Here is a 13,930-nt window from a genome sequence, read left to right as displayed (position 1 = left end):
AACGACGATGCGACGTGTCGAGAAGTCCAACCTGATGAGCCATTCCGAAGATCACATTGTTTTGCTTGCACCGCTGACCGGCCCGGTCGTGCCGCTTGCGAAGGTGCCGGACCCGGTGTTTGCGGGCGGCATGTTCGGCGACGGCATCGGCGTCGATCCGCTCGAGGGGCGGCTCGTCGCGCCGTGCGACGGCGTCGTCACGCATCTCGCGCGCACCGGCCACGCGGTGACGCTCGAGAGCGCCGAAGGCGCGCAGATTCTGCTGCATATCGGTATCGACACGGTCGGGTTGAACGGCAAGGGCTTTGCGCCGATGGTGGGGCAGGGCGCGCAGGTTCGCGCCGGTGACGTGCTGATCGAGTTCGATCAGGATCAGGTCGCGCTGAATGCGCCGAGCCTCGTGTCGGTGATCGCGGTTGCGAATTCGGAAGCGTTCGAAATCATCGAGCGGGCGCCGGACGGTCACGTCAAGGCAGGCGAAACGCCGCTGCTGGTGCTGCGCGCGCGCGAAGGCGTCAGCCATGACGCGGTGCGCGAGGCGTGCGCCGCGCAGGTGATGGACGAAGCGCGCCGGCAGATCACGCTGACGCACGCGGGCGGTCTGCATGCGCGGCCCGCGGCGCGAGCGCGGGAAGCGGCGCGCGGCTTCGACGCGCGCGTCGAAGTGCGCTACGACGGACGCAAGGCGCCGATCGAAAGCGTCGTGGGTCTGCTCGGACTCGGTGCCGGCGAAGGCGCGAGCGTCGAGTTGCTCGGCGTCGGTCCGCAGGCGCAGGCGGCGGTCGATGCGATCGCCGATGAACTGACGCGCGAAGCGCACGGTGACGTGGAACAGAAACCCGCGCGGCCGGCGACAGCACCGGCGAGCGTGGTTGCCACGCCCGCCGCGGGCGAGCCGCTCGCGCCGAATACGCTCGCTGGCGTATGCGCGGCGCCGGGCGTCGCGGTCGGCAAGCTGGTGCGCTGGGACGACGCGGACGTCGATCCGCCGGAGCAGGCGAGCGGCACGTCGGCGGCGGAGAGCCGTCTGCTCGACAAGGCGATCGCGACCGTCGACGCCGATCTCGACACGATCGTGCGCGATGCGTCGCAACGCGGCTCGGTCGGCGAGGCGGGGATTTTCGCGGTGCATCGCGTGCTGCTCGAAGATCCGACGCTGCTCGACGCCGCGCGCGATCTGATCAGCCTCGGCAAGAGCGCGGGTTTTGCGTGGCGCGAGGCGATCCGCGCGCAAATAGACATCCTGAGTAATGTCGAAGACGCACTGCTCGCCGAGCGGGCCGCCGATCTGCGCGACATTGAAAAGCGCGTGCAGCGCGCGCTCGGCTACACGAGCAGCGCGGCCCGCACGCTGCCGGACGAGGCAGTGCTCGCGGCCGACGAATTCACGCCGTCGGATCTGTCGTCGCTCGATCGCACGCGTGTGACCGCGCTCGTGATGGCGCGCGGCGGCGCGACCTCGCACGCGGCGATTCTCGCGCGTCAGGCGGGCATCCCGGCGCTGGTCGCGGTCGGCGACGCGTTGCATGCGATTCCCGATGGCACGCAGGTGGTGGTGAACGCGAGCACCGGCCGGCTCGAATTCGCGCCGACCGAACTCGACGTCGAACGCGCCCGGTGCGAACGCAGCCGCCTCGCCGACGTGCGCGAAGCGAATCGCCGCACGTCGCAACAGGCAGCGGCGACCTCCGACGGCCGCGCGATCGAAGTGGCCGCCAACATCGCCACACTCGACGACGCGAACGCCGCGGTCGACAACGGCGCCGACTCGGTCGGCCTGCTGCGCACCGAGCTGCTGTTCATCCACCGCCCGGCCGCGCCGAGCGCGGACGAGCATCGCCACAGCTATCAGGCGATCGTCGATGCGCTGCGCGGCCGCACCGCGATCATCCGCACGCTCGATGTCGGCGCGGACAAGGAAGTCGACTATCTGACGCTGCCGCCCGAGCCGAACCCCGCGCTCGGCCTGCGCGGCGTGCGCCTCGCGCAGGTGCGCCCCGATCTGCTCGACGACCAGCTGCGTGGCCTGCTCGCGGTGCGTCCGATCGGCGCCGTGCGCATCCTGCTGCCGATGATCACCGACGCGGGCGAACTGATCCGCATCCGCAAGCGTATCGACGAACTCGCACGCGAAGCGGGCAGCACCGAGCCGGTCGAAGTGGGTGTGATGATCGAAGTGCCGTCGGCTGCATTGCTCGCCGATCAGCTCGCACAGCACGCCGATTTCCTGTCGATCGGCACCAACGACCTGACCCAATACACGCTCGCGATGGACCGCTGCCAGCCCGATCTCGCGGCGCAGGCGGACGGCCTGCATCCGGCGGTGCTGCGGCTGATCGCGGCGACCGTCGAAGGTGCAGCGAAGCACGGCAAATGGGTCGGCGTGTGCGGCGCGCTCGCCGGCGACCCGCTCGCGATGCCGCTGCTGGTGGGCCTGGGTGTGACCGAGCTATCGGTCGACCCGGTCTCGGTGCCCGGCATCAAGGCACGCGTGCGTACGCTCGACTATCAGTTGTGCCGTCAGCGTGCCCGCGATGCGCTCGCGCTCGACTCGGCGCAGGCGGTTCGAGCCGCAAGCCGCGCGACGTGGCCGCTCGATTGACGGATTAATCAATTGGAGAACCCGCACGCCGTGCGTCCGGCAGTACGGCTGCCTTCACGCGCGGCGCGCTTCTCCGCATCGCTGCACTACTCACCGAAGAACGTACCCCCGAGACAAAACTGGAGATACCGATGGATGCAAATCCGTTTCTGAAGATACAGCGCCTGGGACGCGCGCTGATGCTGCCGATCGCGGTGCTACCGGTCGCCGGCCTGCTGCTGCGGCTCGGCCAGCCCGACGTGTTCAACATCAAGATGATCGCCGATGCGGGCGGCGCGATCTTCGACAACCTGCCGCTGTTGTTCGCGATCGGCGTGGCGGTCGGCTTCGCGAAAGACAATAACGGCGTCGCGGGTCTGGCTGGCGCGATCGGCTATCTGGTGCAGATCGCGGTGATGAAGGACATCAACGACAAGCTCAACATGGGCGTGCTGTCGGGGATCATCGCGGGGATCGTCGCGGGGCTGCTGTACAACCGCTACAAGGACATCAAGCTGCCCGACTACCTGGCGTTCTTCGGCGGCAAACGCTTCGTGCCGATCGTGACAGGGGTGGTCTGCGTGGTGCTAGGGATCATATTCGGCCACGTGTGGGCACCGGTGCAGAGCGCGATCGACCTGGCCGGCCACTGGCTCACGACGGCCGGCGCGCTCGGCGCCTTCGTGTTCGGTGTGCTGAACCGCTTGCTGCTCGTCACGGGCCTGCATCACATCCTGAACTCGCTGACGTGGTTCGTGTTCGGCAGCTTCACGCCGGCCGGTGGCGCGGCGGTCACGGGCGACCTGCACCGCTTCTTCGCCGGCGACCCGACCGCGGGCACCTTCATGACCGGCTTCTTCCCGGTGATGATGTTCGGCCTGCCGGCCGCGTGTCTGGCGATGTTCCACGAGGTGCCGAAGGAGCGTCGCGCAGTGGCCGGCGGCCTTCTGTTTTCGATGGCGCTCACGTCGTTCCTGACCGGTGTGACCGAGCCGATCGAGTTCAGCTTCATGTTCCTCGCGCCGGTGCTGTATGCGATCCACGCGCTGCTGACGGGGCTGTCGCTCGCGATCTGCTCGGCGCTCGGCATTCACCTCGGCTTCACGTTCTCGGCGGGCTTCATCGACTACGTGCTGAACTTCGGTCTGTCGACGAAGGGCTGGTGGGCGATTCCGCTCGGCCTCGTGTACTCGGTCGTGTACTACGGTCTGTTCCGCTTCTTCATCCGCAAGTTCAACATGGCGACGCCGGGTCGTGAGCCCGCCGCTGCTGAAGAGCAGGTCGAGTCGTTCGCGGCGGGTGGTTTCGTCGCGCCGGCGGCCGGTGCGGCCGTGCCGCGCGCGCAGCGTTATATCGCGGCGCTCGGCGGGGCGGCGAACCTGTCGGTCGTGGATGCATGCACTACGCGTCTGCGTCTGTCGGTCGTCGATGCGGACAAGGTCTCCGACAGCGAACTGAAGTCGATCGGCGCGCGTGGCGTGCTCAAGCGCGGCGCGAATAACGTGCAGGTGATCATCGGACCGGAAGCGGACATCATCGCCGATGAGATGCGTACGGCGATCGCGCAGGGGCAGGGCGACGCAGTGAAGGCGGCTGCTGCTGTAGCGGCGCCGGCTGCTGCCGCGCCGGTCGCGCGAAACGTTGGGCACACCGATGGCGCGCAAGGCGGTCCGCTCGACCCCGATCCGCTGCGCTGGCTCGCCGTGTTGGGCGGCGCGGGCAACGTGGTATCGCTCGATGCGGTGGCGGCGACGCGTCTGCGCGTGGTCGTGCGCGATCCGTCGGCGGTCGATCGTCAGCGTCTCGCGACGCTCGATACGGCATGGGTGTCGACCGACACGTTCCATATCGTCGTCGGCGAGGCCGCGCAGCGCTATGCGCAGAAGCTGGCCGAGCGCCTGTCGTCGCAAGGCGGTGGGGCGGGCGCGGCGCCGGTGCCGGCTTGATCGGTTGATGGCTGTCGGCGATTGTTGAGATAAGAAAGCGGCACCTTTTCCCAAGGTGCCGCTTTCGCGTTTACGACCAAAGCGTGCCGCCTAGCGAGTCACCTGTTTTGCCGAGCGCGCCAACTCGCGCGATTCGAGCCACATCACATTGACGACACCGAACGCCAGTGCGACGCCAACGCCGAGAATCCAGCTGAAATACCACATCACGAACTCCTGTTTTCCTGTTGGAGCATGGTGCCGCTCAATACATCGAATGGTGGTTTTCCTTGATCGCCGCGGCGGTCACCTTGCCGCGCATCACGCGATACACCCAGCCGGTATAGAGCAGGATGATCGGCAGGAACAGGATCACCGCGAACAGCATGATCTCGAGCGTCATCTGGCTCGACGTCGAATCCCACATGGTCAGGCTGCTGCGGCCGTCGAGTGATGAAGGCATGATGAATGGGAACATCGCGAAGCCCGCGGTCAGGATCACGCCAACGACCATCAGCGACGTCGACAGAAACGCCGTCGCCTCGAAGCGCGAGCGCGCGAGCAGCACCGCGAGCACCCCGCCGACGAGACCCGCGAGCGGCGCGATCGCCGTCCACGGATAGAGCGCGTAGTTGTTCAGCCACAAACCCGGCGCGCCGATCACGGTCTTCATCAACGGATTGGAGACCGCGTCGAGCGGCGGCATGTCGACGATCTGATAGCCGCCGATCATCGTCGCGACGAGCGCGCCCGCGACGAGAAACAGCACCAGCGTGCACAGCGCCGCGAGCCGCAGCGCCTTCGACGCGCGCTCGTGAACCTCGCCATCGGTCTTCCACTTGACGAACGCCGCGCCGTGCGCGGCCAGCATCGACACGCTGACGAGACCCGTCAGCAGCGCGAACGGATTGAGCAGGCCGAAGAAGCTGCCGTGATAGGTGACGCGCAGATCGGTGTCGAACGAGAACGGCACGCCTTGCAGCAGATTGCCGAACGCGATGCCGAACACCAGCGCCGGCACGAAGCCGCCGATGAAGAGGCCCCAGTCCCACGCGTTGCGCCAGCGCGGATCCTCGCGCTTGCCGCGATAGTCGAAGCCGACCGGGCGGAAGAACAGCGCGAACAGCACCAGCAGCATCGCGAAGTAGAAGCCCGAGAACGATGCCGCATAGGCGAGCGGCCACGCCGCGAACATCGCGCCGCCTGCGGTCACGAACCAGACCTGGTTGCCTTCCCACGTCGCGCCGACCGTGTTCACGACGATGCGGCGCTCGGAGTCCGTTTTGGCGATGAACGGCAGCAGGATCGCCGCGCCCATGTCGAAGCCGTCGGTGAGCGCGAAGCCGATCAGCAGTACACCGATCAATACCCACCAGATCAGTTTGAGGGCTGCGTAGTCCATATGGCTTATTCCTCTGAGGCGGTGTGGCGGCGCGTCACGCGGCCGTGTTCGACAGCGGCTGCGACACCTGCTGCTCGATCTCGTGGTGATAGCGGCCCGTATGCAGCGACGAAGGGCCGAGCCGCGCGTACTTGAACATCAGCATGATCTCGATGACGAACAGCCCCGTGTAGAACAGCACGAAGCCGGCGATGCTCAGATACAGATCGCGCGGCGTCAGCGTCGATGCGGCCAGGTTGGTCGGCAGAATGCCCGCGATGCTCCACGGCTGGCGGCCCATTTCCGCGACGATCCAGCCGAGTTCGGCGGCAAGCCACGGCAGCGGAATCGCGATGACCGCCCAGCGCAGGAACCAGCGACGCTTTTCGAGCAGCAGCGTGCGCTGCGCGCAGAACCAGAACGCGAGCACGAAGGTCGCGAGGAACAGCAGGCCCAGGCCGACCATCATGCGGAACGAGAAGAACAGCGGCAACACTGGCGGAATCGTGCTCTTTGCCGCGGCCGCGATCTGCTCTGGCGTCGCATCAGTGACGTTCGGCGCGAAGCGCTTGAGCAGCAGGCCGTAGCCGAGATCGTCCTTGTACTTGTCGAACGCGGCGTGCGCTTCGTCGCTCGAGTCGCCGCCTTTCAACTTCTGCAGCGCCGAGAAGGCGAGCATGCCGTTCTTGATGCGCCCCTCGTTTTCGGCGATCAGGTCGCGCAGGCCGACCACGGGTTCGCTCAGCGAGCGCGTCGCGATGATGCCGAGCGCGTACGGCACGCGGATCGCGTAGTCGGTGCGCTGCTCCTTTTGGTTGGGAATACCGAATACCGTGAACGGCGCCGGCGCGGGCGCGGTCTCCCATTCGGATTCGATCGCGGCGAGCTTGACCTGCTGGACTTCACCGGTGCGATAGCCGGATTCGTCGCCGAGCACGATCACGCACAGCGCCGACGCGAGGCCGAAACCGGCGGCGATCGCGAACGAGCGCAGCGCGAATTCGGTGTCGCGGCGCTTCAACAGATACCACGACGACACCCCGAGGACGAACATCGCCGCGGTCACGTAACCGGCCGACACCGTGTGCACGAACTTCACCTGTGCGACCGGGTTGAAGATCACCGCGCCGATGCTGTCGAGCTCCATGCGCATCGTCTGGTAGTTGAACTTCGCGCCGACCGGATTGTTCATCCAGCCGTTGGCAACCAGAATCCACAGCGCCGACAGGTTCGATCCGAGCGCGACACAGAACGTGACGATCAGATGCTGCACTTTCGACAATCTGTTCCAGCCGAAGAAGAACAGACCGACGAACGTCGATTCGAGGAAGAACGCCATCAGTCCTTCGACGGCGAGCGGCACGCCGAAAATGTCGCCGACGTAATGGGAGTAATAGGCCCAGTTGGTGCCGAACTGAAACTCGAGCGTGAGGCCGGTCGCGACGCCCATTGCAAAGTTGATGCCGAACAGCTTGCCCCAGAACTGCGTCATGTCCTTGTAGATCTGCTTGCCGGTCATCACGTAGACCGACTCCATGATGACGAGCAACCAGGCGAGGCCGAGCGTGAGCGGCACGAACAGAAAGTGATAAAGCGCCGTGATGGCGAACTGGAGCCGCGACAGTTCTACGACTTCGCTAACGGGCATGTTGATCACCTCCGGACGGATGCGGGGCGGGCACCGACAGCAGCGCCTGCGCGACCTGCCGAGGCGGCAGCATCATGTGCTCCGCCTGCGGATGACTGAAGAATGTGAACTTGATCGCCAGCAGTAGAGCGAACTTGATGGCGAGGATGATGGCAATATCGCGCGCCGGCGTGGGACCGCGCACCCACCTGGTGAACCCGCCGCGCAAGCGCGACCGGACAGTGCTGCTGCGATTGAGGGCTAGGGTCATGATCGGTCGAAAGACGACTTCACGCCGGAGAGTCCGGCCGGATCCAGACCGCCCTTGCCGTCAGGCAGTCTGGCGAATGCATGCCGATTGTAGGAGGGGGAACCTCGCGCGCTCAGAGTTAGCCATGCGGCATCAGGTCGCGAAACTTGCCGCGTCTGTGCAGTATTGCTACCGGACTTGCGATACGTCAAGAAAGGCTTACCGGCCTCGACAGGCCGGCTTGGGGATAGGCCGACGCGAATGCGCGCCGGCCGGGGGGCGCACGAATGGGCGAAAGGAATGAAAAAGCCCCGCCGTCTTGCGAGGGCGGGGCTCAAGCGCGATGGCCGCTAAATAGTACGCGACCGGCTACCGTGCGTCGCTTTTACCGATCTCTTGGGCAGGACACATTCGACGCGCGCATGGCTTCGACGCATTTACGCGTATTCGGTCAGCGCGCCGCGCATCTTCTTCATCGCGCTGGCTTCGATCTGCCGGATACGCTCGGCCGACACGCCGAACTCGTCGGCCAGCTCGTGCAGCGTGGAGCCGCCCGAGCCGTCGTCGGCCACCTTCAGCCAGCGCGCTTCGATGATGCGGCGGCTGCGCGGATCGAGCGCGTCGAGCGCGCTTGCGATGCCGTCGCTTTGCAGCCGGTCGCGCTGACGCGAAGCCAGCACGGCGGTCGGCTCGCTATGCGAGTCGGCCAGGTAGGCGATCGGCGCGTACGACTCTTCACCGTCTTCGACCTGACCTTCGAGCGCGATATCGCCGCCCGACAGACGCGTTTCCATCTCCGCGACCTCTTCGCGCTTCACGTTCAGTTCCTTCGCGAGACCTTCGATCTCGTCCGGCGTGAACGCGCCGAGGCCCTGCTTGTGGCTGCGCAGGTTGAAGAACAGCTTGCGCTGCGCCTTGGTCGTGGCGACCTTCACCATGCGCCAGTTGCGCAGGATGTATTCGTGGATCTCTGCCTTGATCCAGTGCATCGCGTACGACACGAGGCGTACGTTTTGCTCGGGATCGAAGCGCTTGACCGCTTTCATCAGGCCGATGTTGCCTTCCTGGATCAGGTCGGCGTGCGGCAACCCGTAGCCCAGGTAGTTACGCGCGATCGACACGACGAGTCGCAGGTGCGACAGCACGAGGCGGCGTGCGGCCTCCAGATTGTCGTGTTCGCGCAATTCGGTGGCGAACTGGCGTTCTTCCGCCGGCGTCAGCATTGGAATCCGGTTGACCGCCTGAATGTAGGCGTCGATGTTGCCCAGTTGACCGGACAGCAGCGAGGAATGCGAGAGCGCCAGTGCACCTGCCGGAGCGGCCTTAGCCGACGACGGGCTCAAAGTACTCGGAAGGGTCATTGCATGGCTCACGTGTGAAGCTCCTTTGGAATCAGACAATAGCGTACTCAGTAAACGACTCCAGCGATGGATGTTAGCACTCAGATCTGCCGAGTGCTAATACTTAGAGGTCGCAGGGGTATCCAAGTTCCCGAAAATCCTATTGAATCTTGACTTCTGATAGCCATCATACGCTCTATTTGCGCTGTGTGTTGAGCCCGTACAAATTACCGTTCGAGGCGGCTACAGACTCATGATCGACTGACGTCGTCCGATTTCAGGGAGAATAATTGCCGTTCGGGCGCATTAACTGGAACATACTTGCCCCGGAATCCATGCTTAGAATAAAGGGGGCGCTCGCTTAATAGTCATCAGTATGGGGGGCCGAATGAACAAGAAGAATCTTGTGGTCCGTAGACTTACTCTAAAAAGTGCGTTGGCCGTTCTGCTGCTGGGTGCGGCGGGCGCCTCCCAGGCTGACCGGTTCGGCGTGCAAGTGGCCGCCGGCGTCGGTGATCGTCTCGTCAAGAGGCTCGATCTCGGCGCGGTCTGGGACCCGAACCTCACCTGGTGGCAGATCGGCGACTGGCATTTCGCGCTGATCGGCGAGGCGCACGTCGCGTGGTGGCACACCGATGAAGGAAACGTTCACGACAACATCGGCGAGATCGGCGTGATGCCGGTGATCCGCTTCGTCAAGTCGTCGGGTTCAGTGCGGCCATTCATCGAGGTGGGTGCCGGTGTCGGATTGCTGACCAGTCCGCGCATTTCTTCCGACTTCACGTTGGGCACCGCGTTCCAGTTCACCGAGATGGCGGGCGTTGGGCTGCAGTTCGGCGCTCATCAGCAGTATGCCGCCGGCTACCGCTTCCAGCATGTTTCCAATGGCGGTATCAAAGAGCCGAATCCTGGTATAAATTTCAGCCAGCTATATTTGCAATATCACTTCTGACCGTGGCCCCTTGTGGCTCGCGGTGTTCGAGGGGCTCTGCAATGGCGGCAAAGATGATCGAAGCGATTCGCGGGCTCGAGCGAGAGCGATTTCGCGCGATGGTCGACGGCGACGGGCAGTCGCTCGACACGCTGCTCGCGGACAACGTGAGCTACGTTCATACGAACGGCAAACGCGAGACGAAGCGACAGTTCATCGACGGGATCACCGCGGGGCGCCGTCGTTATCGGCAAATCGAAGTGCAGTCGCAGGAAGTTTTGCCGGCCGGGCGCGAAACCTACGTGGTCACGGGACGCGCGCTGATCGAGATGGAAGCGAACAACGGCGCGCTGCTGTTCCCGATTGCTTATACCGCGATCCACACGCACGAAGACGGCCAGTGGCGGCTGATCGCATGGCAGGCGACGCGTTGCGCGCTGGAGTGAGATTCTCATCGCGCGGGCGCGCCTCGTGAGCGCGCCCATCCTGGCGGCGGAATGCTGGGTGCGCACTCCTCCGCCGCAAGCTCAAGTCGGATTTACGCGATTACGCAATCCTCAGCTTTATCGCGGCTGTTTGCGCCGTATTCATCGCGCTCGGCATCTGCGTCGCGCGGCTCGCGTGTGCCGCGCATCGCCACTTCTCCCGCATATGGATGCCGCGCGGCCACGGGAAGCCCCGTGCAGTGCTCCGCCACACGCCGGATCGTCGCGAGATCCGAGAAATCCAGACCGCTGTCGATACCCATCGTGTCGAGATTCATCGCGAGCGTGACGAGATCGACGTTGCCGGTGCGTTCGCCATTGCCGAACAGACAGCCTTCGATGCGATCCGCGCCCGCCAGCAGCGCGAGCTGCGCCGCGGCCACCGCGGTGCCGCGATCGTTGTGCGGATGCACCGACAGCACAATGCTGTCGCGGTAGCCGAGGTTGCGGTGCATCCATTCGATCTGGTCGGCGAATACGTTCGGCGTGGCCGCTTCGACGCTCGCCGGCAGGTTGACGATCATCTTGTGATGGCGCGTCGGCCGCCACATTTGCGCGACCGCGTCGCACACCTCGCGTGCGAACGGCAGCTCGGTCGTGTTGAAGGTCTCGGGCGAGTACTGGAAGATCCAGTGTGTGCCCGGCCGCGCCTGCGCATGTTCCTTGATGACGCGCGTGCCTTCGACTGCGAGCGCCTTGATCTCGTCCTTCGATTGCTGAAACACGATGCGCCGGAACGACGGGCAGATCGCGTTATACAGATGCACGATCGCGCGCGGAGCGCCGTCGAGCGCATCGAACGTGCGTGCGATCAGCTCCGCGCGCGACGGCACGAAGACCTCGATCGTGACGTCGTCGGGAATGCGCCGCTCGTCGATCAGCTTGCGCACGAAGTCGAAATCGGTCTGCGACGCCGACGGAAAACCCACTTCGATTTCCTTGAAACCGATCGCGACCAGCATCTCGAAGTACTCGAGCTTCTGCGCGGCGTTCATCGGTTCGATCAGCGCCTGGTTGCCGTCGCGCAGGTCGGTGCTCATCCAGACGGGCGCGGCGTCGATCGTGCGACTCGGCCACTTGCGACCGGTCAGGCGCACGGCGGGAAAAGGGCGGTACTTTTCAGCGGGATTGCGCAACATGGTGAAGTGCCTCATTCGTGGTGTCGTCGGCGGAGGTTGGGACGTCGAGCGGTTGGCCGACTGTCACGCATGCACGATGCGGATGCCCGAGGCAACGTGCATTTGATCCTCTCGCTTCGTCCGCGCGGTAAACGGACGAATACAAACGACGACAAGATTGTGGAGAACTACGACGGGGTGAAGCGAAACTGCGGGAACTACCGGGAGGACCGCCGACGGCAACCGGAGCTGCCAGCGCGCGGCGCTACGCGTGACTTACGCCAGGCGTAGCGATATGGGCCGCGCTAGGCGGCCGGAGATAATTCGGAGGGTGTTCGGAAGGGAACGCATGGGGCCAAATGTATGACGGCGTGTGCTGGCCTGTCAACCCGCGACCGTCAGGCCGCCGTCTTCGCGATATCGACGATCAGCTCGACCTGCCGTTCGATCGCGCCAGGCGCCGGTGCTTCGCCGCGCAGCACGGCGTCGATCCAGGCGGCCGTGGTCGCGGCGTCGCGCGCTTCGGGCAGCTCGACTTCGGGCGCATCGGGCGACGAGCGCTCGTGCGGCAGCCGCGTCTCGCAGATGCCGTCATGCAGCCAGTCGACCTGCACCTGGCGGCGCGTATCCGCCACCGCCTCGCCTTCGGTGCCGCGCGCGAGCAGCGCACCGCCGACGGCCGCATCGGGATGCGTGATGAACAGCTGCGTAAGGCTGTCGCGATACGGCGGATGCGTGTAATTCACGAGCCGCAGCCCCGCGGGCGCGAATGGCTGCAGCAGCTTCACCAGCGTATGCGTCGAGTTGCGCACGCCCATGCGCCGGCGCAGCGCGAGCAGGCGCGCGAGCTTGGGCGCGAGTACGTCGATCGACGCGAACGCGACGCGACGCTCGGCGAGACCCGCTTCGATCTGCGCGTGCGACTGCGCATGGGCGATGCGCAGATGCGTGAAGATTTCCGCGCTCGTCACGCGACCCGGATCTTCGGTGACGCCGTGGACGAGCACCGGCACGCCTTCGCGCGCGAGCAGCAGCGCAAGCAGCGGCACGAGGTTCGGCTGCTTGCGCGCGCCGTTGTACGACGGAATCGACACGGGCCGAAACGCGCCGTGCGGCAGCCGCACCGGCTCGAACGACGTATGCGCTGCGGCCAGCATCGCGGCGAGTTCGTCGGCGGTTTCGCCTTTCACGCGATACGCGAGCAGCACCGCGCCGAGCTCGAGCTCGGCGACGCGGCCGTCGAGCATCGCGGTGTAGAGCGCGCGGGTGTCGTCGGCGGTCAGCGCGCGGGCGCCGTTCGGGCCGCGGCCGATTTCCTTGATGAAGCGGGCGCAGGGGAAGGGAGAAGTCGTAGTGGTCGAGTCGGTCATCGTGCGCAGAGGGCGGGTGGCGTGCCGCGCTTGGGCGTCGGCTACGGCATTCGGGAAGCTATTCGGTGTGAGTATCGCATCTATGGCGAGCGGGCGAACAGCGGCGCAGCGGGCACGCGATGACGCGCGACCGCCCGTCTGACACGCACCCGCGCCGTGCCGCGCGTTACACTCGATGTTTCTCGCCGCCTCGGCGGCGCCCATCGAAAAACGGAGAACGGGATGAGTTACGTGTTTGCACCCGCACCGCAGGTCGCGGTGCCGGTCGTCGGGTCGAGCGAGCAGTTCGCGGTGCGCCGCATCTATTGCGTGGGGCGCAACTACGAAGCGCATGCGCGTGAAATGGGCCACGACCCGGACCGCGAACCGCCGTTCTTCTTCTCGAAGCCGGCCGATGCGGTCGTCTACGTCGCGCCGGGCACGACCGGCGAATTCCCGTATCCGTCGCAGACGAAGAACGTCCATTTCGAAATGGAAATGGTCGCGGCGATCGGCGAGGGCGGCAAAGACATCCCCGTCGAGCGCGCGCTCGACCACGTCTACGGCTATGCGCTCGGTCTCGACATGACGCGTCGCGACCTGCAAGGCGAAGCGAAGAAACTGGGCCGTCCCTGGGATACCGCCAAGGGCTTCGATCACTCGGCGCCGTTGGGCCCGATCCATCCGGCTTCAGCAGTTGGTCACATCGGCAAGGGCGCGATCTGGCTTTCGGTGAACGGCGAGGACAAGCAGCGCGCGGACGTGTCGCAACTGATCTGGTCGGTGGCCGAGACGATCGCATATCTGTCGACGCTGTTCGAACTGCGGCCCGGCGACCTGATTTTCACGGGCACGCCGGAAGGCGTCGGCGCGGTCGTGAAGGGTGACCTGATGAAGGGCGGCGTGGACGGACTCGGCGAGTTCAGCGTGCGCGTCGTCTGAG

General features: G+C 65.4%; 11 protein-coding genes and 1 pseudogene. 5 read left to right on the top strand and 7 right to left on the bottom strand.

Translation table 11 applies throughout. From position 1 onward, the window contains the following. The first annotated feature begins 34 nt into the window (after positions 1-34). Positions 35-2,602, top strand: a complete 2,568-nt coding sequence (gene ptsP / locus VSR82_RS13620; RefSeq protein ID WP_429461944.1) for a phosphoenolpyruvate--protein phosphotransferase — start codon at positions 35-37, stop codon at positions 2,600-2,602. 131 nt (positions 2,603-2,733) lie between these two features. Then, a complete protein-coding gene (gene nagE, locus VSR82_RS13615; protein ID WP_429461031.1) occupies positions 2,734-4,527 on the top strand; it encodes an N-acetylglucosamine-specific PTS transporter subunit IIBC in 1,794 nt (597 codons plus the stop codon). Positions 4,528-4,617: 90 nt separating this feature from the next. Here nagE and cydX read toward each other — a convergent pair whose 3' ends face one another. The 5 genes from cydX to rpoH all read right to left on the bottom strand — a co-directional run bounded on the left by cydX (position 4,618) and on the right by rpoH (position 9,137). Further along, positions 4,618-4,734 carry a cytochrome bd-I oxidase subunit CydX gene (gene cydX / locus VSR82_RS13610; RefSeq protein ID WP_368584405.1) on the bottom strand — a complete coding sequence of 39 codons (117 nt, stop codon included), beginning with the start codon at positions 4,732-4,734 and terminating at the stop codon, positions 4,618-4,620. 37 nt (positions 4,735-4,771) lie between these two features. Then, the gene (gene cydB, locus VSR82_RS13605) at positions 4,772-5,908 is read right to left on the bottom strand and encodes a cytochrome d ubiquinol oxidase subunit II (protein WP_368584406.1); all 1,137 of its coding nucleotides are present in this window, start codon (positions 5,906-5,908) and stop codon (positions 4,772-4,774) included. Positions 5,909-5,942: 34 nt separating this feature from the next. Beyond that, positions 5,943-7,535, bottom strand: coding sequence for a cytochrome ubiquinol oxidase subunit I (locus tag VSR82_RS13600; RefSeq protein WP_429461029.1), 1,593 nt, complete (start codon positions 7,533-7,535; stop codon positions 5,943-5,945). Then, on the bottom strand, positions 7,525-7,785 hold the full coding sequence (gene cydP, locus VSR82_RS13595; RefSeq protein ID WP_429461027.1) for a cytochrome oxidase putative small subunit CydP: 261 nt from the start codon (positions 7,783-7,785) through the stop codon (positions 7,525-7,527). The genes VSR82_RS13600 and cydP overlap by 11 nt, the downstream gene beginning before the upstream one ends. Positions 7,786-8,201: 416 nt before the next feature. Continuing rightward, positions 8,202-9,137, bottom strand: a complete 936-nt coding sequence (gene rpoH / locus VSR82_RS13590; protein ID WP_368584409.1) for an RNA polymerase sigma factor RpoH — start codon at positions 9,135-9,137, stop codon at positions 8,202-8,204. A gap of 355 nt (positions 9,138-9,492) precedes the next feature. Between rpoH and VSR82_RS13585 the strand changes: the two genes are divergently transcribed. Then, positions 9,493-10,056, top strand: a complete 564-nt coding sequence (locus tag VSR82_RS13585) for an acyloxyacyl hydrolase (RefSeq protein WP_498857739.1) — start codon at positions 9,493-9,495, stop codon at positions 10,054-10,056. Between the two features lie 41 nt (positions 10,057-10,097). After that, positions 10,098-10,481, top strand: coding sequence for a nuclear transport factor 2 family protein (locus VSR82_RS13580; protein ID WP_013088304.1), 384 nt, complete (start codon positions 10,098-10,100; stop codon positions 10,479-10,481). Between the two features lie 191 nt (positions 10,482-10,672). Here VSR82_RS13580 and VSR82_RS13575 read toward each other — a convergent pair. Both VSR82_RS13575 and ybiB read right to left on the bottom strand, forming a co-directional pair. Next, positions 10,673-11,659: pseudogene (locus VSR82_RS13575) on the bottom strand (2-isopropylmalate synthase); the annotation flags it as partial. 377 nt (positions 11,660-12,036) lie between these two features. Further along, positions 12,037-13,008: a DNA-binding protein YbiB gene (gene ybiB / locus VSR82_RS13570; RefSeq protein WP_429461021.1), complete on the bottom strand. Its 972-nt coding sequence runs from the start codon at positions 13,006-13,008 to the stop codon at positions 12,037-12,039. Between the two features lie 222 nt (positions 13,009-13,230). Between ybiB and VSR82_RS13565 the strand changes: the two genes are divergently transcribed. Beyond that, positions 13,231-13,929 carry a fumarylacetoacetate hydrolase family protein gene (locus tag VSR82_RS13565; protein WP_368584412.1) on the top strand — a complete coding sequence of 233 codons (699 nt, stop codon included), beginning with the start codon at positions 13,231-13,233 and terminating at the stop codon, positions 13,927-13,929. Position 13,930: the final 1 nt, after the last annotated feature.

Source organism: Burkholderia sp. JPY481 (assembly GCF_038900515.1).
Lineage (GTDB): Bacteria > Pseudomonadota > Gammaproteobacteria > Burkholderiales > Burkholderiaceae > Paraburkholderia > Paraburkholderia youngii.
Note: the sequence above shows the minus strand (reverse complement) of the source record. Positions and strands in the feature narration are given on the sequence as shown.

What these genes read in the sequence shown, in the direction of transcription:
- cydB (WP_368584406.1), bottom strand. Translation starts at nt 5,908, where the DNA reads ATGGACTACGCAGCCCTCAAACTGATCTGGTGGGTATTGATCGGTGTA.
- nagE (WP_429461031.1), top strand. Translation starts at nt 2,734, where the DNA reads ATGGATGCAAATCCGTTTCTGAAGATACAGCGCCTGGGACGCGCGCTG.
- VSR82_RS13585 (WP_498857739.1), top strand. Translation starts at nt 9,493, where the DNA reads ATGAACAAGAAGAATCTTGTGGTCCGTAGACTTACTCTAAAAAGTGCG.
- VSR82_RS13580 (WP_013088304.1), top strand. Translation starts at nt 10,098, where the DNA reads ATGGCGGCAAAGATGATCGAAGCGATTCGCGGGCTCGAGCGAGAGCGA.
- ybiB (WP_429461021.1), bottom strand. Translation starts at nt 13,008, where the DNA reads ATGACCGACTCGACCACTACGACTTCTCCCTTCCCCTGCGCCCGCTTC.
- VSR82_RS13600 (WP_429461029.1), bottom strand. Translation starts at nt 7,535, where the DNA reads ATGCCCGTTAGCGAAGTCGTAGAACTGTCGCGGCTCCAGTTCGCCATC.
- VSR82_RS13565 (WP_368584412.1), top strand. Translation starts at nt 13,231, where the DNA reads ATGAGTTACGTGTTTGCACCCGCACCGCAGGTCGCGGTGCCGGTCGTC.
- cydX (WP_368584405.1), bottom strand. Translation starts at nt 4,734, where the DNA reads ATGTGGTATTTCAGCTGGATTCTCGGCGTTGGCGTCGCACTGGCGTTC.
- ptsP (WP_429461944.1), top strand. Translation starts at nt 35, where the DNA reads ATGAGCCATTCCGAAGATCACATTGTTTTGCTTGCACCGCTGACCGGC.
- cydP (WP_429461027.1), bottom strand. Translation starts at nt 7,785, where the DNA reads ATGACCCTAGCCCTCAATCGCAGCAGCACTGTCCGGTCGCGCTTGCGC.